17 protein-coding genes are annotated in these 22,175 nt (G+C 66.8%); 13 read left to right on the plus strand and 4 right to left on the minus strand.

The annotated features are described in order from the left end of the window. Positions 1-39 precede the first annotated feature (39 nt). Complete coding sequence (locus tag AC5RUO_RS05075; protein ID WP_494102962.1) at positions 40-1,191, minus strand: glutamate--cysteine ligase; 1,152 nt, start codon at positions 1,189-1,191, stop codon at positions 40-42. A gap of 387 nt (positions 1,192-1,578) precedes the next feature. Here AC5RUO_RS05075 and AC5RUO_RS05080 point away from each other — a divergent pair, with 387 nt between their 5' ends. Continuing rightward, complete coding sequence (locus AC5RUO_RS05080) at positions 1,579-3,015, plus strand: glycoside hydrolase family 3 N-terminal domain-containing protein (RefSeq protein ID WP_494103379.1); 1,437 nt, start codon at positions 1,579-1,581, stop codon at positions 3,013-3,015. 17 nt (positions 3,016-3,032) lie between these two features. After that, positions 3,033-3,851: a shikimate 5-dehydrogenase gene (locus tag AC5RUO_RS05085; RefSeq protein ID WP_494102963.1), complete on the plus strand. Its 819-nt coding sequence runs from the start codon at positions 3,033-3,035 to the stop codon at positions 3,849-3,851. Between the two features lie 10 nt (positions 3,852-3,861). Here the strand turns inward: AC5RUO_RS05085 and AC5RUO_RS05090 are convergent, their stop codons facing one another. Then, positions 3,862-5,103, minus strand: a complete 1,242-nt coding sequence (locus tag AC5RUO_RS05090) for a THUMP-like domain-containing protein (protein ID WP_494102964.1) — start codon at positions 5,101-5,103, stop codon at positions 3,862-3,864. 53 nt (positions 5,104-5,156) lie between these two features. Between AC5RUO_RS05090 and AC5RUO_RS05095 the strand changes: the two genes are divergently transcribed. Next, a complete protein-coding gene (locus AC5RUO_RS05095) occupies positions 5,157-5,537 on the plus strand; it encodes a glycosyltransferase 87 family protein (RefSeq protein WP_494102965.1) in 381 nt (126 codons plus the stop codon). On the opposite strand, the gene AC5RUO_RS05100 is transcribed toward AC5RUO_RS05095, so the two are convergent. Beyond that, positions 5,477-6,409, minus strand: a complete 933-nt coding sequence (locus tag AC5RUO_RS05100) for a DMT family transporter (RefSeq protein ID WP_494102966.1) — start codon at positions 6,407-6,409, stop codon at positions 5,477-5,479. The genes AC5RUO_RS05095 and AC5RUO_RS05100 overlap by 61 nt on opposite strands. A 210-nt stretch (positions 6,410-6,619) precedes the next feature. Here AC5RUO_RS05100 and groES point away from each other — a divergent pair, with 210 nt between their 5' ends. Together groES and groL are read left to right on the plus strand one after the other, a co-directional pair. After that, the gene (gene groES, locus AC5RUO_RS05105; protein ID WP_003805290.1) at positions 6,620-6,913 is read left to right on the plus strand and encodes a co-chaperone GroES; all 294 of its coding nucleotides are present in this window, start codon (positions 6,620-6,622) and stop codon (positions 6,911-6,913) included. Between the two features lie 77 nt (positions 6,914-6,990). Continuing rightward, the gene (gene groL / locus AC5RUO_RS05110) at positions 6,991-8,601 is read left to right on the plus strand and encodes a chaperonin GroEL (RefSeq protein WP_494102967.1); all 1,611 of its coding nucleotides are present in this window, start codon (positions 6,991-6,993) and stop codon (positions 8,599-8,601) included. An 86-nt stretch (positions 8,602-8,687) separates the two neighbouring features. Here groL and AC5RUO_RS05115 read toward each other — a convergent pair whose 3' ends face one another. Next, positions 8,688-9,290: a dihydrofolate reductase family protein gene (locus tag AC5RUO_RS05115; protein ID WP_494008871.1), complete on the minus strand. Its 603-nt coding sequence runs from the start codon at positions 9,288-9,290 to the stop codon at positions 8,688-8,690. 69 nt (positions 9,291-9,359) lie between these two features. Between AC5RUO_RS05115 and AC5RUO_RS05120 the strand changes: the two genes are divergently transcribed. The 8 genes from AC5RUO_RS05120 (at position 9,360) to AC5RUO_RS05155 (ending at position 22,059) form a co-directional block, all read left to right on the plus strand. Beyond that, positions 9,360-10,883, plus strand: coding sequence for an ATP-dependent DNA ligase (locus AC5RUO_RS05120; protein WP_494008870.1), 1,524 nt, complete (start codon positions 9,360-9,362; stop codon positions 10,881-10,883). A gap of 112 nt (positions 10,884-10,995) precedes the next feature. Beyond that, positions 10,996-12,630, plus strand: coding sequence for a LuxR C-terminal-related transcriptional regulator (locus AC5RUO_RS05125; protein WP_494102968.1), 1,635 nt, complete (start codon positions 10,996-10,998; stop codon positions 12,628-12,630). A gap of 99 nt (positions 12,631-12,729) precedes the next feature. Then, on the plus strand, positions 12,730-13,077 hold the full coding sequence (locus tag AC5RUO_RS05130; RefSeq protein ID WP_494008868.1) for a hypothetical protein: 348 nt from the start codon (positions 12,730-12,732) through the stop codon (positions 13,075-13,077). After that, positions 13,074-14,201, plus strand: coding sequence for a flavin-containing monooxygenase (locus AC5RUO_RS05135; protein WP_494102969.1), 1,128 nt, complete (start codon positions 13,074-13,076; stop codon positions 14,199-14,201). Before AC5RUO_RS05130 ends, AC5RUO_RS05135 begins: the two co-directional genes overlap by 4 nt. Before the next feature lie 36 nt (positions 14,202-14,237). Next, complete coding sequence (locus tag AC5RUO_RS05140) at positions 14,238-16,298, plus strand: acyltransferase family protein (RefSeq protein ID WP_494102970.1); 2,061 nt, start codon at positions 14,238-14,240, stop codon at positions 16,296-16,298. Further along, on the plus strand, positions 16,295-18,367 hold the full coding sequence (locus tag AC5RUO_RS05145; RefSeq protein ID WP_494102971.1) for an acyltransferase family protein: 2,073 nt from the start codon (positions 16,295-16,297) through the stop codon (positions 18,365-18,367). Before AC5RUO_RS05140 ends, AC5RUO_RS05145 begins: the two co-directional genes overlap by 4 nt. Before the next feature lie 211 nt (positions 18,368-18,578). Beyond that, positions 18,579-20,090, plus strand: coding sequence for an IMP dehydrogenase (gene guaB, locus AC5RUO_RS05150; protein WP_494008864.1), 1,512 nt, complete (start codon positions 18,579-18,581; stop codon positions 20,088-20,090). Positions 20,091-20,199: 109 nt separating this feature from the next. Next, positions 20,200-22,059 (plus strand): ABC transporter ATP-binding protein, encoded by a 1,860-nt coding sequence (locus AC5RUO_RS05155; RefSeq protein ID WP_494102972.1) that lies wholly within the window; start codon positions 20,200-20,202, stop codon positions 22,057-22,059. The last annotated feature ends 116 nt before the right edge of the window (positions 22,060-22,175 follow it).

A 22,175-nucleotide genomic window follows, 5' to 3' on the forward strand; every position in this document is an offset into this window, starting at 1 on the left:
AATCACGACGGCGTGCCGAAGTGCCCCGTATCGGGCGGGTCAGGCGGTGGGGCCGTTCCGCATCTGCTTGACCAGGTCCAGGACCACGGCCTGGAGGTCTCCGCCGTGTTCGGCTGCCACCCGGCGCTGGCGCTGGTAGCCGGCCCCGCGGCGGATGATCTTTTCAACGTCCGCCAGTTCGTCGGAGCAGCGCAGCTTCGCGGCCACCGGTTCCAGCCGGTTCAGGGTTTCCAGCAGGTGGTCGGTCACCAGCTGCTCCTTGCCGGCGGCGTCCAGGATGATGATGGCGTCCATGCCGTAGCGGGCGGCCCGCCATTTGTTCTCCTGGACGTGCCACGGCGGCATGGTGGGAATGCTGCCGCCGTTGTCCAGGACGGTGGAAAATTCGTCCACAAGGCACTGGGTGAGGGCGGCGATGGCGCCCACTTCCTCCAGGGTTGCCAGGCCGTCGCAGATGCGCATTTCGATGGTGCCCAGGTTCGGCACGGGACGGATGTCCCAGCGGATCTCGGAAAGGGTGTCGATCACGCCTGTGGTGAACATGTCCTGGACGTAGGACTCGTATTCCGCCCAGGACGGGAACTGGAACGGCAGGCCGGCGGTGGGCAGCTGCTGGAACATCAGGGCGCGCTGGGACGCATAGCCGGTGTCCTCGCCGCCCCAGAACGGGCTGGAAGCGGACAGTGCCTGGAAGTGCGGGAAGTAGTTGACCAGCCCGTCCAAGACCGGCAGGGCTTTGTCTCGCCGGTCCAGCCCCACGTGCACATGCACGCCGTAAATCACCATCTGCCGGCCCCACCACTGGGTGCGGTCGATCAGCTTGGCGTAGCGGGCTTTGTCCGTCACCGGCTGCAGCTGCGGCGGGCTGAACGGGTGGCTGCCGGCGCAGAACAGTTCCACGCCCATGGGGTCGATGACCTCCCGGACGGCGGCAAGGGACCGGCTCAGGTCCTCTTTTGCCTCGGCGGCCGTTTCGCAGATTCCGGTGACAAGTTCCACCGTGTTCAGCAGGAGTTCCTGCTTGATGTGCGGGTGCTCGTCGTCCTCGTTCAGTTCGGGATGGCGGTCCACCACACCGCGCAGCACCTCATTGGCCACGGATGCGAGCTCACCGGTTTTGCCGTCCACCAGCGCGAGTTCCCATTCGACACCGAGGGTTGACTGCCTCGATGAAGCGAAGTCGATCTTCACGCGTTTCCTTACTGTCCTGTTGCGGCTGGCGGGCGCCGCTCACGGGCTGCTGCCGGCAGGCGAACGGGTGTTTCAAGTCTATAGCTCAGGGGTAGCATCATAATGATGTCCCCGTTCCAGCACCTGCGTGACAGTCCACACAAAACTTTCCCCCTCCTGGCAGCATTATCCGCCGTTGCATTGGCCTCCTGCACCGCCGCGCCCGGCCCCGTCCCGTCGTCGACGCCGTCCCCCGCGGCGCCGTCCGCCACCGTGTCACCGTCGGCATCAGCGAGTCCGACGGCGGCGCCCGCCTCGGCGTCCCCCGCACCCGACCCCGGTTCCCGGCCCCTGGGCTGGGGCCCGGAACAGCGCGACCAGGACGCCGCCGCCGCGGCCGTGGCAGGCATGACGCCGGAGGAGAAGGCGGGCCAGGTGCTGATGCCCTTCTTCCAGGGCTTCAATGTGGAGGCGCACGCGGCCACCGTTGAGCGGCTGCACCTGGCGGGGTCCATCATCATGGGTGACAACGTTCCCCGCGACCCGCAGGGGAGGGTTGACCTTGCCCGCATGGGCGCCATCAACCAGCGGCTCGCCCAGGCCGCCGTGGCGGATGGCAACCCCTGGCCCGGGATGATCGGGGTGGACCAGGAAGGGGGCCTGGTAGCGCGCCTCGGCCCGCCGCTGACAGAGTGGCCCGCGCCCATGAGCTACGGTGCGGCAGGCAGCGAAGCGCTGACCAGGGAGGCGGGGCAGGGCCTGGCCGGCGAGCTGGTGCCGCTGGGCTTCAACGTTGACTTCGCCCCGGACACGGACGTCACCATGGGCCCGAAGGACCCCACCATCGGGGCGCGGTCCATGTCCGCCGACCCTGCCGCGGCTGCGGTGCACGGGGTGGCGTTCTCGCAGGGCATGCTGGCTGCGGGTGTCCTGCCCACGGTGAAGCACTTCCCCGGGCATGGTTCCGTCACCGCCGATTCCCACCACAACCTGCCGGTCCAGCCCGCAGCCGTGGAGGAACTCCGCGGCAGGGACTGGAAGCCCTTCCAGGCCGCCATCGCCGCCGGAACTCCGATGGTGATGACCGGGCACATTGCCGTGCCCGCGCTGGAACCCGGCGTCCCGGCGTCGCTCTCTGCTCCCACCTACGCCGCCCTGCGCGGACTGGGATTCAAGGGTGTGGCGGTGACGGACGCCCTGAACATGGGCGCGGTAACCAAGCAGTACCCCGGCGGAACCGCCGCGGTGATGGCGCTCGCAGCGGGTGCCGACCTGCTGCTGATGCCCGCCGACGTCGCCCAGGCCCACGCCGCCATCGTTGCGGCGGTGAAATCAGGAACGCTCCCCGCTGAACGGCTGGACGAGGCCGCCCGGAGGGTGGCCACGATGATGGTCTGGCAGGGACGGAGAGGCCCTGCAGCAGGGACGCCGGCCGGCAGCGCGGCACCAGTCTCCGCCCGGGTCTCGGCCTCGGCCGTCACGGTGGTGTCCGGGCCCTGCAGCGGACCGCTGGTTCCGGGGGCTATACGGGTGGCAGGCGGCGGGCCGGGGGACCGCCAACGCTTCGAGGCCGCCGCCACCCGGGCAGGCCTCAGCCTGGGGTCGGGGCCGGTGGTGAACCTCATCGGACACGGCGGGCGGCCCGCCGGAGGAGACATCGAGGTGGCACTGGACGTCCCATGGACGCTGCAGGCCTCCCCGGCGCCGGTCCGGCTGGCGCTCTACGGCCGCAGCGATGCCGCGTTCGACGCTCTCGCCGCCGTGCTGGCAGGGAAGGCGCCGGCGCCCGGAAAGCTGCCTGCCGCCGTCGGGAACATACCGGCCGGAACGGGCTGCCCCGCCTGAGCGCGTTTAATGGTCAGGTGCCCATTCTGAATAAAGACATGACTCTCTGCATCTCGCTCTCGGCCCGTCCCAGCAACAACGGGACCAGGTTCCACAACCACCTGTATGACCAGCTCGAGCTCAACTGGATCTACAAGGCGTTCGCCCCCACCAACCTCGAACAGGCCATCGCCGGGGTCCGCGGGCTGGGCATCCGTGGCTGCGCAATCTCCATGCCGTACAAGGAGGACGTCATCGCCCTCGTTGACGAGATGGACCCCTCCGCCAAGGCCATCGACTCGGTGAACACCATCGTGAACACGGACGGCCACCTCAAGGCCTACAACACCGACTACACGGCTATCGAACAGCTGCTCGCCAGCAATTCGGTGCCCACCGGTTACTCGGTCCTGGTCCAGGGCGCCGGCGGCATGGCCAAGGCTACCGTGGCGGCACTCCGGGACGCCGGCTTCAAGGACGTCACGGTGATTGCACGGAACGAGGCCGCCGGACGCGCGCTCGCCGCCCAGTACGGCTTCCAATGGCGGGCAGCGCTCGACGGCGGCACCGCGGACCTGATCATCAACGTCACCCCGCTGGGGATGGCCGGCGGGGCGGACGCGGAAACGGTGGCGTTCCCTGCCGAGGCCATCAACGCCGCCAGGATTGTCTTCGACGTGGTGGCGCTGCCCGCGGAGACCCCGCTGGTCCGGGCGGCTCGCGCCGCGGGCAAGCCGGTGATCACCGGTGCGGAGGTGGCCACCATCCAGGCGCTGGAACAGTTCGTGCTTTACACGGGCGTGCGGCCCACCCCTGAGCAGGTGCGGGCCGCCGAGGAGTTCATGCGCGCCCAGTAGCATCTGGTGCTCAGGTGCCGGCTGCCACCGGTTCCACCACGATGGCCACCCGGTCCTCCCCGATGCGGGTCAGGACCAGGGTGGCTGTCTTCCCGGCGCCCTTCTTGCCGGCATTCTTGCCGCCGGGCAGCAACTGCTTCCGCAGTTCCTCCGGGGTGACGGCTGTGCCGCGCTTCTTGATGTCCAGCACAGTGATGCCTTCCTGCTTAACCCAGGCCTTGAGCGCCTTGACGTTGTAGGGCATGACATCCAGCACTTTGTAGGCACGCGCGAACGGGGTGTCCGCCAGTGCGGGGGAGCAGATGTAGGCGATGTGCTCGTCCACCAGGTGGCCGCGGAGCTCCTTTGCGACGTCGGCCACGAGTCCCGCGCGGATGACGGCGCCGTCCGGTTCGTAGAGGTAACCCGCCACAGGACCCACAGGCGCCGCGGGCCCGGCTCCGAACTCATCGGCGCTGGCAAGCTCGGCTGCTCCGTTTGGCCCCAGCACCAGGGCTGAGCGGCGGACGCCGGCGCGGCGCACGGCGTTGAACCACAGGGCCACCTCGGTGACGTCCCCGTTCACGGACACCCACTGGGCTTCACAGCCTTCGGGCACGGAATCATGCGGCATCCCCGGCCCCATCTTCACCCCCACGGCCTTTCCGGATGCCGCGAGGGACTCCACGAAGGACAGCGGCGGCGAAAAGGCTTCGGGGTCCCAGATGCGCGTGGTGCCGGAGCTGGAGGTGACCCTGCGGGCGGGGTCCAGCCACACGCCGTCGATGCCGTCCAGCGGGACCGCGGTGGCGTCCGCGTGGACCACGGTAGCGTTCGGGAAGGGGATAAGGTTCACGGTGGCGCAGGCGGCAGTTGTCTCGTCCTTTTCCACCGCGGTGACGGTGAGGTCCATGGAAGCCAGCGCAAGGGAGTCGGCGCCGAGCCCGCAGCCCAGGTCTGCCACGTGGCTGACGCCCGCTTCGGCGAAGCGCTGTGCGTGGCGGGCTGCAACGTTCAGGCGGGTGGCCTGCTCCAGCCCGGCCTGGGTGAACAGCATCTGGCGGGCAAACTCGCCGAACTTGGCCTCGGCCCTGGTGCGGAGCCGTGACTGCGTGAGGGCGGCGGACACGAGTTCGGGGGAGTGCCCGGCCTTGCGCAGCGCGGAATTCAGCCCGAATGACGCGTCATCACGGTAGGGCCCAAGGGAGGCCAGCAGTTCCCAGCCTTCCGGGGTAAGCAGCGGCGCGATCTGGTCCTGGGGAGCGTTGGGCATGCGTTCCAGCCTAGTGGAGGAGCGTCCTGCGGGATGCCGATAGGGTTGAAACCATGGAAGACAGCGCAGGCCCCCAGCAGTCCGGAGAACAGCAGCCCACGGACCGGGGTCCTGCCAAGTACGGCCGCCCGGCGCTGATCGCGGCGGCCGTGGTGGCGGTGGTGTGCCTGGCGCTGCTGGTGATCATTTTCTTCCTGGACACCTTCAACGCCACCGTCTATTCGGTGGGCGGCAACAGCATCGAGGACGATACCCAGGAGGCCCGGGATATCCGCGGGCTGTATGCCGGGGCACGGACCGGAAGCATTGTGTTCCTGGTCGCCTCCCTGCTGGCCGCGGCCGCCGCAGCCGCTGTGCTGTACCGCAGCAGGAATCAGGGGACGCGGGATTCTGACGGCGGCGAGGACGTTGGCTTCGAGGATCTGGGCCGCTGAGGCTGCTGCCCGGCGCTGGTGAGCAGTACGCCTGATATCACCAGGATGCCGCCCATAACCTGCGCGATGGTGATGGGCTGGCCCAGCAGCACCGTGATGATAGCGGTAAAGACGGCGATCAGGTTCAGGTAGTTGCCCGCGTTCGCGGCCGTGGTCCGTTTCAGGGCCAGGTTCCACAGCAGGTAGGAGCCCAGCGACGGGAACACTGCGATAAACGCCAGCGACCAGCTTTCGGCGGGAGTGGACGGCAGCCCGGCGCCGCTCACCACCGCCAGGGGGGTGAGGACCACGGCTGCCAGGGCAACCTGCACCGCGGTGGACGTGATGGCCGGCAGGGACAGCCTGCGGGCGATGATGGTGTAGAAGCCCCATACCGTGATGGCGGCCAGGATCAGCAGTTCACCGGCATTGATGGAGAAAGTGACCAGCCGCTGCAGGTTACCGTCGGTGAGCACCAGGAGGACCCCGGCCAAGCCCAGGCCGATGCCCAGCCAGCTCACCGGGCGGGGCCGGTCCCGAAGGAGGACGACGGCGAGCACCATGATCAGCGCCGGGTTGGCGGCAGTGACCAGGGAGGCGTTCAGGGCCGAGGTGTGCTGCAGCGCGCTGTACAGCAGCAGGGTATAGCCGCTCATCCCCAGCACGCTCAGCAGCAGCAGGACCGGCCAGCGGCGCAGCACCGCCTTCCAGTCCGGCCTGTCGACGACGTGTGCCAGGAGGAGCAGCGGTGCGGCGGCCAGGGCCCAGCGCCAGAACGTCAGCTGGAGCGGGTCCATGGTCTTCATGGCCGACTGGCCCACCACGAAGTTTCCGGCCCAGAACAGGTTCGCAAGGATCAGGTACACGGCAGCTCGCACCGCTTCAATGTACATGGCGCATGTGTCCGCCGAAGACGAAACGCTGGCACTCGCCTTGACCGAGTGCTAACCCGGACATAGAGTCTTCATTAGCACTCTCCCTAGGAGGGTGCTAACACATGAAGAGCTGCCACCAGGCTGCTGCCGGCACCGCGACGACGGTTGCCAGCCAGGGCGGAAAGCTTTCCAAGTCCACGAATTTGCTGACGAAAAGGAGAGGTCCGAGTGTCGGTCTCTATTAAGCCTCTTGAGGATCGTATTGTTGTCCGCCCGCTCGAAGCCGAGCAGACCACGGCTTCCGGCCTGGTGATCCCGGACTCCGCACAGGAGAAGCCCCAGGAAGGCGAAGTTGTTGCAGTAGGCCCCGGCCGCTTCGAAGACGGCAACCGCGTACCGGTCGACGTAGCCGTGGGCGACGTCGTGATCTACTCCAAGTACGGTGGAACCGAAGTCAAGACCGGCGGCACCGAGTACCTCGTGCTGTCCGCCCGCGACGTCCTGGCGATCGTCGTAAAGTAACTTCCCGGATCCCCGTGCCGCTGGTCATGCCTTTCGCTGGTCAGCTGCGCGGGGTTCTGTCTTGAAAGGACAAAACCATGGCAAAGCAGCTTGCGTTTAACGACGCTGCCCGCCGGTCTCTTGAAGCCGGCATCGATAAGCTCGCCAACACCGTCAAGGTAACGCTCGGCCCCCGCGGCCGCAACGTTGTCCTGGACAAGAAGTGGGGCGCGCCCACCATCACGAACGACGGCGTCACCATCGCCCGCGAAGTGGAACTGGACGACCCGTACGAGAACCTTGGTGCCCAGCTGGCCAAGGAGGTTGCCACCAAGACCAACGACGTTGCCGGCGACGGCACCACCACCGCAACGGTCCTGGCCCAGGCACTGGTCAAGGAAGGCCTGCGCAACGTAGCTGCCGGCGCTGCTCCCGGCCAGATCAAGCGCGGCATCGAGGTTTCGGTTGAAGCCGTCGCTGCACGGCTGCTGGAGAACGCCCGCCCCGTCGAGGGCACCCAGGTCGCCAACGTGGCTGCCATCTCGGCACAGAGCGAAGAAATCGGCGAGCTCCTGGCCGAGGCCTTCGGCAAGGTGGGCAAGGATGGTGTAATCACCATCGAGGAATCCTCCACCACCCAGACCGAACTGGTCCTCACCGAGGGCATGCAGTTCGACAAGGGCTACCTGTCCCCGTACTTCATCACGGACGCGGACCGCCAGGAAGCAGTCCTCGAGGACGCCCTCATCCTGATCAACCAGGGCAAGATCTCCTCCCTGCAGGAATTCCTGCCGCTGCTGGAGAAGGCGCTGCAGGCGTCCAAGCCGCTGTTCATCATCGCCGAGGATGTCGACGGCGAGGCCCTGTCCACGCTGATCGTCAACCGCATCCGCGGAACCCTGAACGTCGTTGCCGTGAAGGCTCCGGGCTTCGGTGACCGCCGCAAGGCCATGCTGCAGGACATTGCCACCCTCACCGGTGCACAGGTTGTCTCCCCGGAGCTGGGCCTGAGCCTGGACACCGTTGGCCTGGAGGTGCTTGGTACTGCCCGCCGCATCACGGTCACCAAGGACAACACCACCATCGTGGACGGAGCAGGCTCTGCCGAGGACGTGTCCGCACGCGTCGCGCAGCTGCGTGCCGAGCTGGCCCGCACCGACTCCGACTGGGACCGCGAAAAGCTCCAGGAACGCCTGGCCAAGCTGGCCGGCGGCATCGGCGTCATCAAGGTTGGTGCTGCCACCGAGGTTGAGCTGAAGGAAAAGAAGCACCGCATCGAAGATGCCGTGTCCTCCACCCGCGCTGCCCTCGAAGAAGGCATCGTGGCCGGTGGCGGTTCCGCCCTGATCCATGCCCTCAAGGCACTGGATGAGGACCCCGCCGTCAAGGCGCTGGAAGGCGACGCCGCCGCTGCCGTGGGCATTGTCCGCCGCGCACTGGTGCAGCCGCTCCGCTGGATCGCCCAGAACGCCGGCTTCGACAGCTACGTCATCACTGCCAAGGTCGCCGAGCTCGAAACCAACAACGGCTTCAACGCCAAGTCGGGCGAATACGAGGACCTGATCGCTGCCGGTGTCATCGACCCCGTCAAGGTCACCCGTGCCGCCCTGCGCAACGCAGCCTCCATCGCTGCCCTGGTCCTCACCACTGAGACCCTGGTTGCGGAGAAGCCCGCTGAGGAAGACGAGCACGCAGGCCACAGCCACTAACCTGCCGTTGGCAGGAAACTGTGCAAACAAGAAACCGGTCCGGCATCCGCCGGGCCGGTTTTTTGCATCTTCGGGTACGGCTGGAATTAAGTTCCCGGCATGTCCTGCGTCTCCACCCGGCCGGCACGCTCATAAACCAGCCGCACCGCTCCTTTCGGAAAGGACCGTGCCGGTTCGGCGAGGCGGAAGGTGGCCGGAATGGTCCCGGCGTCGAAGAGGCGCTTCCCCTGTCCCAAGGTGAGCGGATACAGCCAGATGCTGAGGCGGTCGAGCACATCCGCCCGCAGCAGGGAGCGGATGAGGGCCCCGCTGCCGAACATATGCACCTCCCCGTACTCCTCGCGGAGCCTTCCCGCGGCCGCGGCATCCGGCAGCACGGTGGTGCCTACCCAGCCGGGGTGGGCCAGCGATCCGGAGACCACGAACTTGGGCACCCGGTTCAGGGTGGCGCCGATGTCGCCTGACTGGTGCGGCCAGTACGCAGCAAAGATGTCGTACGTCTTCCGGCCCAGCAGGAGGGCGTCCATGCGGCCGATCCCGGCCTCGATGTCGGCTTCGGACTCGTCATCGGACACCGGCAACTGCCAGCCGCCGAAGGCGAAACCGGCCTCGGTGTCCTCCTCGCGTCCGCCGGGCGCCTGGTAGACGCCGTCGAGGGTCATGAACAGGTTCGCGACGATGATGCCCATCCGCCCATTTTGGGACGGCGCCGGTATCGTGTCCAGAGCCCGCTGGCGGCGCCGTGGCAGACTGGTCCCATGCTGCTCGATGAGCTCGTGAAAACCACTGGTGCGGTCGCTTCCACACGCTCCCGGCTCGCCAAGGTCGAGGCGCTCGCGGACCTGCTGCGCCGGCTGGAACCCGGGGAGATTGCCACTGCCGTCGGCCTGCTCACAGCAAGGCCGCGGCAGGGGCGCGTGGGAGTGGGCTGGAGCGGAATGTCGGCAGCCAAGGGGGAACCGGCCGAAGAGCGCACCCTGACGGTGGCCGACGTCGACGCTGCCCTGGACCGCCTCCTCGGCACGGCCGGCACCGGATCCGCGGCGGAGCGTGCCGCCACCCTCCGGACGCTTCTGTCCGCCGCCACCGAACGTGAGCAGGCGTTCATCGCCGGAGTTCTCCTGGGTGAGCTCCGCACCGGAGCCCTGGAAGGCGTCCTGACGGACGCCGTCGCCCGCGCCGCCGGCCGGCCGGTGGAGTCCGTCCGGCGGGCTGCGATGCTTTCCGGCGACCTCGGCGGCACCGCCTTGCTGGCCATGACCGGGACGGCCGCCGAGCTGGACGCGGTGGGCCTCGTCGTGGGCCGCCCCGTGCAGCCCATGCTCGCCGCAACGGCGTCCAGTGCCAGTGCGGCGCTCGAGGCCACGGGGGAGGCCTCGGTGGAGTACAAGCTCGACGGCGCCCGCATCCAGGTGCACCGCTCCGGGCAGCAGGTGCGTATCTATACGCGCACACTGGCGGAGGTGACCCACCGGCTGCCCGAGGTGGTGGAGCTGGTGCGGAGCCTGCCGGTACGGGACGTGATCCTCGACGGCGAGACCCTCGCCCTGGGCGAGGACGGCGCCCCGCGGCCGTTCCAGGAGACCATGTCACGGTTCGGGGCGGACCAGGCGCGCTCCACCCTGCTGCATCCGTGGTTCTTCGACGTACTGCACATCGACGGCCGCGACCTGCTGGACGAGCCGCTGGTCATGCGCCTCGGGGTGCTCGAACGTATCGCGCCCGGCCACCGGGTCCCCGGGGAGATCACCGCGGACCCGGCGGTTGCCGAGAACGTCTCGCGTGCCGCGCTCGCCGCCGGGCATGAGGGGGTAGTGGTGAAGGCGGTGGGGTCCCTTTACGCCGCCGGCCGGCGCGGGTCCAACTGGATCAAGGTCAAGCCGGTGCTGACGTATGACCTGGTGGTGCTCGCCTGCGAATGGGGGTCGGGGCGGCGGTCGGGAATGTTGTCGAACCTGCACCTCGGAGCGCTCGACCCCGCCGGCGAATTCGGCGAACCCGGCGGGTACGTGATGGTTGGGAAGACTTTCAAGGGCCTCACGGACGAACTGCTGCGCTGGCAGACTGAGCGGTTCCAGGAGATCGAAGTGCGGCGGACGGCAAACACGGTCTGGGTTGAGCCTGTCACGGTGGTGGAGACCGCTATCGACGGCGTGCAGCAGTCCCCGCGTTATCCGGGCGGCATCGCCCTCCGGTTCGCCCGGGTCAAGCGCTACCGCGACGACAAAATGCCCGCCGAAGCCGACACCATCCAGACGCTGCGCGCCCTGCTGCGCTCCTGACGGCGCCGCTTGTGCCCGTGCGCCGGCGGGCGTACGGTGACGCTTAGGGACCGCCACTGCACAAGCACGACGACGGCGGGCCGGCTGGGCGGGGTATCCGAAAGGAGGCCGGGTGTCCGCTGAAACAGGTATTGACCAGGGCCGGGCTGCATTCCGCGAGCACCGCTGGACAGATGCCTTCGAGAACTTCCTTGATGCCGACCGGCGGGGCGGACTTCCGGCCGCGGACCTCGAGAGGCTTGCCACCGCGGAGATCCTGACCGGCAACACCACAGCAGGCCTTGAAACGCTCACCCGTGCGCACGAGGAATTCCTGGAAGTTGGAGACGTCGCCGGCGCAGCCCGGTGCGCCGGCTGGATGGGCATCCAGCTGAGCAACCTCGGTGAGATGGCACGCGCCGGCGGCTGGCTGGCCCGAGGGCAACGGTTGGCGAAGGAGCTTGACGCGATCCACGCCGTGCAAGGGCTCCTGCTCATGCCCCAGGGGCTGGGCAAGCTCTACGGCGGTGACCCCGCGGGCGCCCTGCAGGTGTTCAACCGGGCGGCCGAGATTGCCCGCCTGGCGCAGGACAAGGACGTGGCTGCCCTGGCACTCCTTGGCACGGGGCAAGCCAACCTCATGCTCGGCCGGCCAAACGAGGGCCTGGAGATCCTCGACGAGGTCATGGTGGCTGTCACGTCGGGCGAGTTGTCCCCGATACCCTCCGGCATCGGTTACTGCGCCGTCATCGGCAATTGCCACCTGGCCTATGACCTGGCGAGGGCCATGCAATGGACTATCGCGTTGGACCGCTGGTGCGCCGCAAGGCCGGACATGGTGGCGTTCAGCGGGCAGTGCCAGGCCCACCGGGCAGAGCTCTTCCGGCTGCACGGCGCCTGGGCCGAAGCGCTGAAAGCGGCGGCCGCTGCCCAGGACCGGTCAACCAGGGGTGATCCCCAGGCGCTTTTCGGCGGCTGTTACGAGCAGGGCGAAGTGCACAGGGTGGCGGGCAACATCGCCGCCGCGGAGGAGTCCTACCGGAAAGCCGCAGAGAGCGGCTACGAACCCCAGCCCGGACTGGCGCTCCTGGCACTGGGACGCGGACACGCTGGCCAGGCGCAGTCCATGATTCGCAGGGCAGCAAGCGTTGCCGATACTGCCACCCGGCGGCACCTGCTGCCTGCCCTGGTGGAAATCGAGGTGGCCGCCGGAGACCTGGCCGCAGCACGCGGGGGAGCAGATGAGTTGGACGCCTTCGCCAGCGAATGCCCAATGCCTATGGTGACCGCGGTTGCCTGCCAGGCAAGGGGCACCATCCACTTGGCAGAAGGGGACGCTGCAGCGGCGTCGCGGTCGCTGCGCCAGGCCTGGCGCCTGTGGTTCGAACTCCGGGTGCCCCATGAGGCCGCGCGGTGCCGGGTGCTGATCGCATGCGCCTGCCGGGAACTCGGGGATGAGTCGTCCGCCGTGATGGATTTGGAGGCTGCCCACGCCGAATTCCTGGAACTTGGTGCAGCCCCGGCAGCGGCTTGGGCAGCGTCTTTGATGCAGAACTCATCCACTGCGCAGGGCGGTCCCCTGACGACGCGGGAGCGCGAGGTGCTCCGGCTCGTGGCGTCCGGAAAGGGAAACCGTGCCATTGCCGCCGAGCTGTACCTGAGCGAGAAGACGGTTGCCAGGCACCTGAGCAATATCTTCCTCAAGCTTGGCGTGGCCTCCCGGGCGGCGGCCACCAGTTACGCCTACGAACACGGCCTGGCAGGATAGGCGCACCCCGGTATGGGCATTAATACCCATGCCGGTGGGACGAAAGGTTGCATGTTTTGGCCGACGCGCAGGCCCAGGGCCGGCCAATAGCCTCAGAACATGAACCTTCCCATGTTGGCCGGCACCCTCTCCACGGTGCTGTTTGCTGTTGGCATGCTGCCAATGCTGGTCAAGGCTGCCCGCACCCGGGACCTGGCGTCCTACAGCCCGGGCAACCTGGTGCTGAGCAATGTGGCCAACGCCGTCCATTCCGTCTACGTCTTCAACCTTCCCGCCGGGCCCATCTGGGCCCTCCACCTGGCCTACGTCCTCGCATCAGCGCTGATGCTCGTCTGGTGGATCCGGTACGGCCACGGCGGTCCGAAAACTGGACAGGCGCGAATTGGCGGTCCACAGGGAGGTTCAGTCCAGGAAACTGCAAGTAAGCAAGGAGTGATACAGCCATGAACAACCACAACAGCAGCACCAATGGGACCGGCACAGTGTTGGACACACTGGTGATCGGGGGCGGACAGGCCGGACTCGCGATGGGTTCCCTCCTGGCCAGCCAGCGCAGGCAGTTCTTGATCCTTGACGCCAGCCGGAGGATCGGTGACGGCTGGCGGCTGCGCTGGGACTCCCTGCGCCTGTTCACGCCGGCGAAGTACAACGGGCTGCCCGGCGTCCCATTTCCCGCGGATCCACTGTCCTTCCCTACCAAGGACGCGATGGCAGACTATCTTGAGCGGTACGCCTCGGCGCTGGACCTGCCCGTCAAGACCGGCATCCGGGTGGATCGGCTGTGGCATGAGGGGGACCGGTACATTGCCGCCTCCAACGGCACCAGGTGGGAATCTCGGAACGTGGTGGTGGCCACTGGAGCCGAACGGCAGCCCAAGCTTCCGCCCTTCGCCCGGGAGCTGGACGCTTCCATCATCCAGCTCCACTCAAGCGAGTACAGGAATCCAGGCCAGCTGCAGGACGGGCCTGTCCTGGTGGTGGGCCTGGGAAACTCAGGCGCAGAAATTGCGCGTGAAGTAGCCCGCACCCATGCCACGTTCGTGGCGGCGAGGCGCGCCAGCGAAATTCCGGTCAAGCACGGCAGGACGGCTGCCCGCTTCTTCCTCCCGGTGGTCCGCTTCGCCGGGCTGCATGTCCTGACCCTGGCCACCCCCGTTGGCCGCAAGGCCGCGCCGGCGGTGAAAGGGCACGGCGCTCCGCTTATCCGGACCAAAGCGAAAGATCTTGCAGCGGCCGGGGTGCACTTCGTTCCGCGCGTCGCAGGGGTTGAGGGTGGCCTGCCCGTCCTGGCCGACGGAACCCGCACCGACGTGGCGAACGTGATCTGGTGCACCGGCTTCCGGGAGGAGTTCGGCTGGCTCGATCCCGGTCTCCTTGACTCCTCTGGCGATCCCCGGCAGCACAGGGGAGTGGCCCTGGACTCGCCCGGCCTCTACTTCCTCGGTAACAACTTCATGTATGCCGCGGCGTCCGCAACGGTAACGGGAACCGTCAGGGACGCCCGCTACCTGGCCCGGCGGATGCCTTCGAAGGAAACTTCGGATTGGGGAGCTGCCCGCCAGCTCGGGTAACCTTGATGGTTCATTGCGCGCTCCGAAGGGTTATTTGTGTCGACATCATGGACCGCCGAGGCCGCGGCCCGCCCGGCCGACCCCTCGCAGAAGTACCGCAAGAGTGCTTACCGCCCGGAAATCCAAGGCATGAGGTCGCTGGCAGTCCTCATGGTCGTGACGTACCACGTCTGGTTCGGAAGGGTCTCCGGAGGGGTTGACATCTTCCTCCTGGTGTCAGCATTCCTCATGACCCTTCAGTTCACCGGCCGGTACGGGCGCCGGGAGCCGACTGCCCTGCTGAAGCACTGGCTGCACCTCTTCCGGCGCCTGCTTCCCGCTGCCGTAACGGTGATCCTGGCCACGCTGCTGGCCTCCTACCTGCTTCTTCCGCGCGGCCGCTGGCTCGAGGTCATAGAACACGGCTGGGCCTCACTCTTTTACTCGGAAAACCTGCTGCTGCAACAGAAGACGGTGGACTACTACGCCAACAACAGCCTGGCCAGCCCGCTACAACATTTCTGGTCGCTGTCTATCCAGGGGCAGGTCTTCATCCTCTGGCCCATTATTTTTGCAGGCGCCGCGTGGGCTGCCAGCCGGTTCAGGCTCGCCTACCGGCCGCTGCTGGCATATTTATTCTCCGCGGTCTTTGTCTTATCGCTGGCATATTCGGTCTACTTCACTGCCACAAACCAGGTACAGGCTTACTTCGATACTGGCGCCCGGCTCTGGGAGTTCGCACTCGGCACGTTGGTGGCACTGCTTCTGCCTGGCCTGCGGCCGGGACGGCGGACCCGCGTTGTGCTGGGTTGGGTAGGCCTCGTAGCAATGATCAGCTGCGGAATCGTGTTGAATGTCCAGGCGGCATTTCCCGGTATCGCAGCGCTCTGGCCCACTCTCTCGGCGGTGCTCATCATCGTGGCGGGCCAGACGGGCAGTTCCATCGGGGTTGACAGGTTCCTCAGCTCAAAGCCCCTGGTAAAGCTGGGAGACAATTCCTACGCCCTGTACCTCTGGCATTGGCCCGTCCTGGTGATCGCACTGGCGTGGAGCGGCAAGGAGCACGCGGGCTGGCTGTCCGGCACTGCGATCATTGTCACCTCGCTGGTTCTCGCCTATGTCACCACGCGCTTTGTCGAGAAGCCGTGGCGTGAATGGAAATGGCCCGAAGCCAAGAGGCGGCGGGCTGCGGTGGCGGTGGCTATTGCTGTGGCAGTTGCCTCTGCACCGCTGGCCCTTTGGCGCCATTCCATTCTGCAGGCTGATTCGATCTCGGCCATTGGACTCGACGATCCCCGGTACCCCGGTGCCCTGGCATTGAGCGACGGATACCAGTTCACGCCGGACCCAAAAGCCCCGCCGGTGCCCAAACTCGAAGTTATCGCCGAGGAATGGCCAGTCTTTCCAGAGCCATGCATAGGCGCAGGCGAGTACGCGAGCATCTGTACCAATGGGGCTGAGGGCGCTGCCAAACATATCGTCGTCATGGGGAGTTCCCACGCCTTCGTGCTCAATACGCCAGTGCTCATGATGGCCGAGAAGCATCATTGGCGTGTCACATCCATCACCAAGGGATTTTGTCCCCTGACTGACGAGCTGGCACCAGGCATCTCTGAGGAGTGCATTGAGTTCAACAAGAAAAGTTTCGAACAGGTGCTGGAATTGAAGCCGGATCTAGTGCTGACAACCAGCACCCGGACTGTGGCAGATCCCACCGTTACGGACATCCTCGAAAGTTCCTGGATCAGGGAAGCCAGCAGGCTCAATGACGCAGGCATTCCCGTGGTCGGAGTACGGGACACTCCACGGATGCCCCTGCACGTGCCGGCCTGCCTGGAAGAAAACCCAATCGACCCTGCCCCCTGTAACGGAAGCACGGCGGAAAACTTCAGTCCTGTGCCGGACACAGTTGCAGTGGACGACCTACTTCCGGATACCCATTTCCTCGATCTCACGCATTATTTCTGCATGGACGGCGTTTGTCCGGCTGTCATTGGCAACGTCATCGTGTACAAGGACGAAAACCATGTCACACGGTCCTATCTCATGACCCTGGCTCCGTTCTTTGAGCAGGAGTTTCTTGCGTTGACCGGATGGGGATCCGGGGACCGGGCATGACAAAAACCAGCTTCTCCAGCGGCCCAGTGCCGAAAGCAGCCGCCAAGAGCCGGAAACCGACGTTCCGTCCCGAGGTCCAGGGGCTCCGCGCACTGGCCGTCCTGATGGTGGTGGCCTACCACGTGTGGCTCGGACGGGTGTCCGGCGGCGTCGATATCTTCCTGCTGATCTCCGCCTTCCTGCTGACGCTCTCCTTCGTCCGGAAGGCCGAATCGGGCAGGCCGTTCGGGCTGTTGGCGCACTGGCTGCACCTGTTCAAGCGGCTGCTGCCTGCCGCCGTCGTGGTCATCCTCGGCGTCCTGGCAGGCACTTGGCTGATCCTCCCGCAAGGCCGGTGGCCGCAGGTCCTGGACCAGGCGTGGGCATCACTGCTCTACAGCCAGAACTGGCTGCTCGCCGACACCGCGGTGGACTACTACGCCCAGGACCACGCAGGCGCCAGCCCCCTCCAGCACTTCTGGTCGCTGTCCATCCAGGGCCAGGTCTTCATCCTGTGGCCCCTCATCTTTGCCGGGAGCGCAGCACTGCTGGCGCTGCTGCGGCGCATCACCGCGCTCCACGGTTTGACCTACCGGGGACTGCTGGCGCTGGTGTTCGGGGCGGTGTTCGCCGCGTCGCTGGCGTTCTCGGTGGAGCAGACCGCCACCAACCAGGCGTACGCCTACTTCGATACCAGGGCGCGGCTTTGGGAATTCGCCTTGGGCTCCCTGCTCGCCCTTGCCCTGCCCTACCTAAAGCCCCGCCGGGCCCTGCGCCTGGTGCTGGGCTGGTCCGGCCTGGCGGGCATGGTTTCCGTTGGCCTGCTGCTGACGGTGGACCGGTCTTTCCCCGGCTTCGTCGCCCTGTGGCCCACGCTCTCTGCCGCCGCCATCATCGTGGCCGGGCGGACCGGGAGCCGGTTCGGTGTGGACCGTTTCCTGAGCAGCAAGCCCGCCGTGGCCCTGGGCGACAATTCCTACGCCCTCTACCTGTGGCACTGGCCCGTGCTCGTGCTGGCGCTGGCCGCCACCGGCGTGGAGGAACCCAACCTTGTCCAGGGCATCGCGATTGTGGGCGCCTCAATCGTGCTCGCCGTCCTCACCACCCGTTTCGTGGAAAAACCGCTGCGCGACTGGCACTGGCCGAAACTGCGGGCCTGGCGCACCGCCGTCGTGATTGGCGCCTGCGGTGCGGTGCTGGCAGGTCCGGTGGCCATCTGGCAAACCACGCTCACAGCCGAGGAAGCCGCGACGGCGGCGCAGCCGCGGGAGCTCACACCGGGGGCCGCGGCGCTCAACCCCGAGAATGCCGGTGTGCCGGCACCCGAGGCCAAGTACATTCCCGGCCCTTCCGCCCTGGACCAGGACTGGGCTGGCATCCACGCCCCCTGCACCGGCGCGAACGCCACGGCGGACCCCATCCTGGAGGGGTGCCGGCAGGCGGTGCCCGCCGAGGGTGCCAGCAAGCGGATCGTAGTGCTGGGTGACTCGCACTCCCAGCAATACCTCGGCGCGCTGGCACCGATCGCCGAGGCCAGGGGCTGGGAACTGGTCACCCTGCTGATGCCGGCCTGTCGGTTCGGCGCAGAATCGGACACCCGGAATGCAGAATGCAATGCGTACAACAGCGCGGCCTCGGCTTACGTCCTGGAGCACCGCCCGGACGCCGTCTTCACCGTCGCCTCGCTGACGCATGAGGAAGCGCCCTTCGAGACCGAGGTGCCGGGCTACCTGGACGGCGTGCGCCCGTTCGCCGAGGCGGGCATCGAGGTGGTGGGCATCCGGGACAACCCGCGCTTCACCTTCAACATGCCCGAGTGCGTGCAGCGGCACGGCGCCGACGCTCCGGAATGCAACCCGTCCCTCAGCGAATCGCTCGTTGATCCCTCACCGCTGGACGGTTACCGCGGCAAGCTGGACAGGCTGCACCTGATGGACATGAGCGATTTCATCTGCCACCGGGGGGTCTGCCCCGCGGTGGTGGGCAACGTTTACGTGTACAAGGACGACAACCACCTGACCAGGACCTATGTGGAGAGCATGATCCCCATGTTCGAGCAGCGGTTGCTGGCTGCCACCGGCTGGCGCTGACTCTTTCGGGAGATGGTTCGTGCAGTTGCTCACATTGCACGCGTGGAATAGGGGGATCGGCGCAGAGGTTCTAATATTTACTCAATACTTCCTGCCCCCGGAACGCCGCATGCGGCGGTCCTGATTCCCTGCACAGGCCAGACCCGTAATGACGGGCTGGTCATCGGCTGCAACCCCTACCCGCCCAGCAACCAAGGTAAGAGGCGCACTCATGACCGAGCCCGAACACAACCCCTTTGGCTTCATCGGCCTGACCTACGACGACGTCCTGCTCCTGCCCGGGCACACGGACGTCATCCCGTCCGACGCCGACACCTCCTCCCGGATCTCCAAGAGGATCACGGTTCACACGCCGCTGCTGTCCGCAGCGATGGACACGGTCACCGAATCCCGCATGGCCATTGCCATGGCGCGGCAGGGCGGCCTGGGTGTCATTCACCGCAACCTGTCCATCGCGGACCAGGCTGACCAGGTGGACCGGGTGAAGCGCAGTGAATCCGGCATGATCACCAACCCGCTGACCATCCGGCCGGAAGCAACCCTGCTTGAGCTGGACAACCTGTGCGCCCAGTACCGGGTCTCCGGCCTGCCCGTGGTGGACGAGGAGAACCGCCTCCTGGGCATCGTGACCAACCGCGACACCCGCTTCGTGCCGGAGTCCGACTATCCCATCCGGCTGGTCAGCGACGTCATGACCAAGATGCCGCTGGTCACCGGGCACGTGGGCATCAGCCGCGAGGAGGCCTCGCACAAGCTGGCCACCAACAAGATCGAGAAGCTTCCCCTCGTGGACGAGCAGGGCCGGCTCAAGGGCCTGATCACCACCAAGGACTTCACCAAGGCGGAGCAGTACCCGCTGGCCACCAAGGACGACGAAGGCCGCCTGCGCGTCGGTGCTGCCATCGGCTTCTTCGGGGACGGCTGGGAGCGGGCCATGGCACTGGTGGATGCCGGCGTCGACGCCCTGTTCGTGGACACCGCCAACGGCCACTCCCAGGGCGTGCTGGACATGATCCGCCGGCTCAAGTCCGATCCTGTGGCAGCGCACGTGGACATCATCGGCGGCCAGGCTGCCACCCGCGAAGGCGCCCAGGCCCTGATCGACGCCGGCGCCGACGGCATCAAGGTGGGCGTGGGCCCCGGTTCCATCTGCACCACCCGCGTGGTGGCAGGCGTGGGCGTCCCGCAGATCACCGCGATCTACGAGTCCGCGAAGGCTGCGATCCCGGCCGGCGTGCCGCTGATCGCCGACGGCGGCCTGCAGTACTCCGGCGACATCGGCAAGGCGCTGGTAGCCGGTGCCGATACCGTGATGCTCGGCTCGCTGCTGGCAGGCTGCGACGAGTCTCCGGGCGAACTGATCTTCGTCAACGGCAAGCAGTTCAAGTCCTACCGCGGCATGGGTTCCCTTGGCGCCATGCAGTCCCGCGGCAAGAACACGTCCTACTCGAAGGACCGCTACTTCCAGGCCGATGTGTCCGGTGACGACAAGCTGATCCCCGAAGGCATTGAGGGCCGGGTGGCCTACCGCGGCCCGCTGGCCTCCGTGGCCTACCAGTTGGTGGGTGGCCTGCGCCAGACCATGTTCTACACCGGTGCGCCGACCATCCCCGAACTCAAGGCCCGTGGCAAGTTCGTCCGGATCACCCCGGCCGGGCTGAAGGAATCGCACCCGCACGATATCCAGATGACCGTCGAGGCGCCGAACTACGGTTCCCGCTAAGGCAACAAAAGCCGGGATGGGCACAACTGCCCGTCCCGGCTTTTTTGCTGCCATGAAGAGCGGGCGTGATGGCTCCGCCCCGTCCGCCGGGCGGTAATAGGCTGGGGGCATGCCTCCCTCTGGCCATCCGGCCAAACTGCAACCCAAACGCGACCCTCAGCGCCGGCTGGCCCTGCGCCCCTATGCCAAGGCTGTTGCCCAGGTCCTGCGGGTCAGTTTCCACGCCTCCCCGGGCGCGGTCATCATGAAGGTGCTCGGCTCGCTCATTTCAGCGGTGTTGCCCCTGGTCACCACCTACTTCGCGGCCCTGACCACCACCGCCCTGGCGGCTGCCTACACGGGTGATACCGGTGCCGGCCAGATGGCCATCGTCTACGTCATCATCACCGCCGCGCTGGGCCTCTTCTGGGGCGCCTTCACAAGCGTCGACCGCTACATCCAGCAGCTCATGAGCTTCAAGGTAGGGGCCATCGTAGGCGACCAGATGTACGAACGCTTCCTGGCCCTCGAGTTCTGGCGGTACGACGACAAAGAGACCGTTGACCTCTACGACCGTGCCAAGCGGTTCTCCGATTCCTATGCCCGCGTCCTCGACCGGATCGCCGGCATCTTCACCCAGCTCGTCTCGGTGATCCTGGCCGTGGGAGCCCTGCTGCTGGTCAGCTGGTGGATCGCGGTCATCGTCCTGGTGGCGATCGTGCCCAGCGTCTACCTGCAGTTCAAGCTCTCCCGGGAACAGATCGCGCACTGGAACACCCAGGTGGACTCCCGGCGGCAGCGCCGGATGATCGAGACCAACCTCCTCCGGCCCCAGCACATCGCGGAAATGCGCCTCTACGGAATCGTCAAGTTCCTGATGGATCTCCGGTCCAGGCTCCGGGACGCGGACGAGCGCCGCCGGCTCGATTTCCAGCGGCGGTACATTCCCAAGCAGCTGGCCGCCGACGCCCTGCAGTACGGGGCGGAGGTGGTCTCGCTGATCTGGGTGGTGGGGCAGATCATCGCCCGCGCCCAGCCCGTTGGCCAGTTCCTCTACGTCCAGCAGATCGTCAGCCGGGCGCTGTCCACCGCGAACAACCTGGTCTCCTCCCCCAGCTCGATTGACGAGGACCTGGCCAACCTCAAGGACTACGAGCTGTTCATGGCCCTGCCCGTCCACTCCGAACACGCGCCGCCGCTGTTGGCCGCGCCCCGGGAAGTGGAGCTCAGGGACATCCGCTTCACCTACACCGGGAGCGACATCGAGGTCATCCGCGGGATCAGCATGACCATCCGCGAGGGCCAACACATCGCCATCGTGGGGGAGAACGGTGCGGGAAAGTCCACCCTGATCCGGATCCTGGCCGGGCTCTACCGGCCGGACTCGGGGCAGGTATTGCTCGACGGCGTCGACCTCGCCGCCCTCGACGTCACCTCGTGGCACCGCCACCTGGCGGTACTGAGCCAGGAGTTCCTCAAATACGAGTTCGCCACGGCGGCGGAGAACATCTACTTTGGCGACGTCGACTCACCCAGGAATGACGCGCGGATCCGCCGGGCCGCTGCCGACGCCGAGGCGCTGGACTTCATCAACAAGCTGCCCAACGGCCTGGACAACCACGTCAGCAACTGGATGGAGGACCCCCGCGGCCGCAAGGGCAGCGGCCTGTCCGGCGGGCAGTGGCAGCGGCTCGCGATGGCAAGGAACTTCTACCGCGACGCCTCATTCATGGTGATGGACGAACCCACCTCCGCCATCGACGCGCTCGCTGAGCACCGGATTTTCACCCGGCTCTTCGCGGACCGCAGCAGCACCATCATTGCCATCAGCCACCGGCTGGCAACCATCGAGAAAGCGGACATCGTTTACATGCTGGAGGACGGCCGCATCGTGGAGCAGGGCACCCACCGTGAACTGGTGGCACTCCGCGGCCGCTACTTCCGCATGTTCGAATCCCAACTTTCCGTAGAGGAAGCAGGCGGTATCTAGGACTCCACTGGGAAGTGAGGTGGTGCAGGTCGCTCACCCCGTAGTACCCGTCAAAAATCCACCGCCTGCCCATCAGGCCACTCTAGCCAAGGGCGGCACGCGGGCTGGGATAACCT

Source organism: Arthrobacter sp. Y3221087, assembly GCF_059089905.1.

Coding starts and splice junctions, on each gene's coding strand:
- guaB (WP_494008864.1), top strand. CDS start 18,579: ATGACCGAGCCCGAACACAACCCCTTTGGCTTCATCGGCCTGACCTAC.
- AC5RUO_RS05095 (WP_494102965.1), top strand. CDS start 5,157: ATGGAAGACAGCGCAGGCCCCCAGCAGTCCGGAGAACAGCAGCCCACG.
- AC5RUO_RS05135 (WP_494102969.1), top strand. CDS start 13,074: ATGAACAACCACAACAGCAGCACCAATGGGACCGGCACAGTGTTGGAC.
- AC5RUO_RS05100 (WP_494102966.1), bottom strand. CDS start 6,409: ATGTACATTGAAGCGGTGCGAGCTGCCGTGTACCTGATCCTTGCGAAC.
- AC5RUO_RS05155 (WP_494102972.1), top strand. CDS start 20,200: ATGCCTCCCTCTGGCCATCCGGCCAAACTGCAACCCAAACGCGACCCT.
- AC5RUO_RS05120 (WP_494008870.1), top strand. CDS start 9,360: ATGCTGCTCGATGAGCTCGTGAAAACCACTGGTGCGGTCGCTTCCACA.
- groL (WP_494102967.1), top strand. CDS start 6,991: ATGGCAAAGCAGCTTGCGTTTAACGACGCTGCCCGCCGGTCTCTTGAA.
- AC5RUO_RS05115 (WP_494008871.1), bottom strand. CDS start 9,290: ATGGGCATCATCGTCGCGAACCTGTTCATGACCCTCGACGGCGTCTAC.
- AC5RUO_RS05130 (WP_494008868.1), top strand. CDS start 12,730: ATGAACCTTCCCATGTTGGCCGGCACCCTCTCCACGGTGCTGTTTGCT.
- AC5RUO_RS05090 (WP_494102964.1), bottom strand. CDS start 5,103: ATGCCCAACGCTCCCCAGGACCAGATCGCGCCGCTGCTTACCCCGGAA.
- AC5RUO_RS05080 (WP_494103379.1), top strand. CDS start 1,579: ATGACGCCGGAGGAGAAGGCGGGCCAGGTGCTGATGCCCTTCTTCCAG.
- AC5RUO_RS05145 (WP_494102971.1), top strand. CDS start 16,295: ATGACAAAAACCAGCTTCTCCAGCGGCCCAGTGCCGAAAGCAGCCGCC.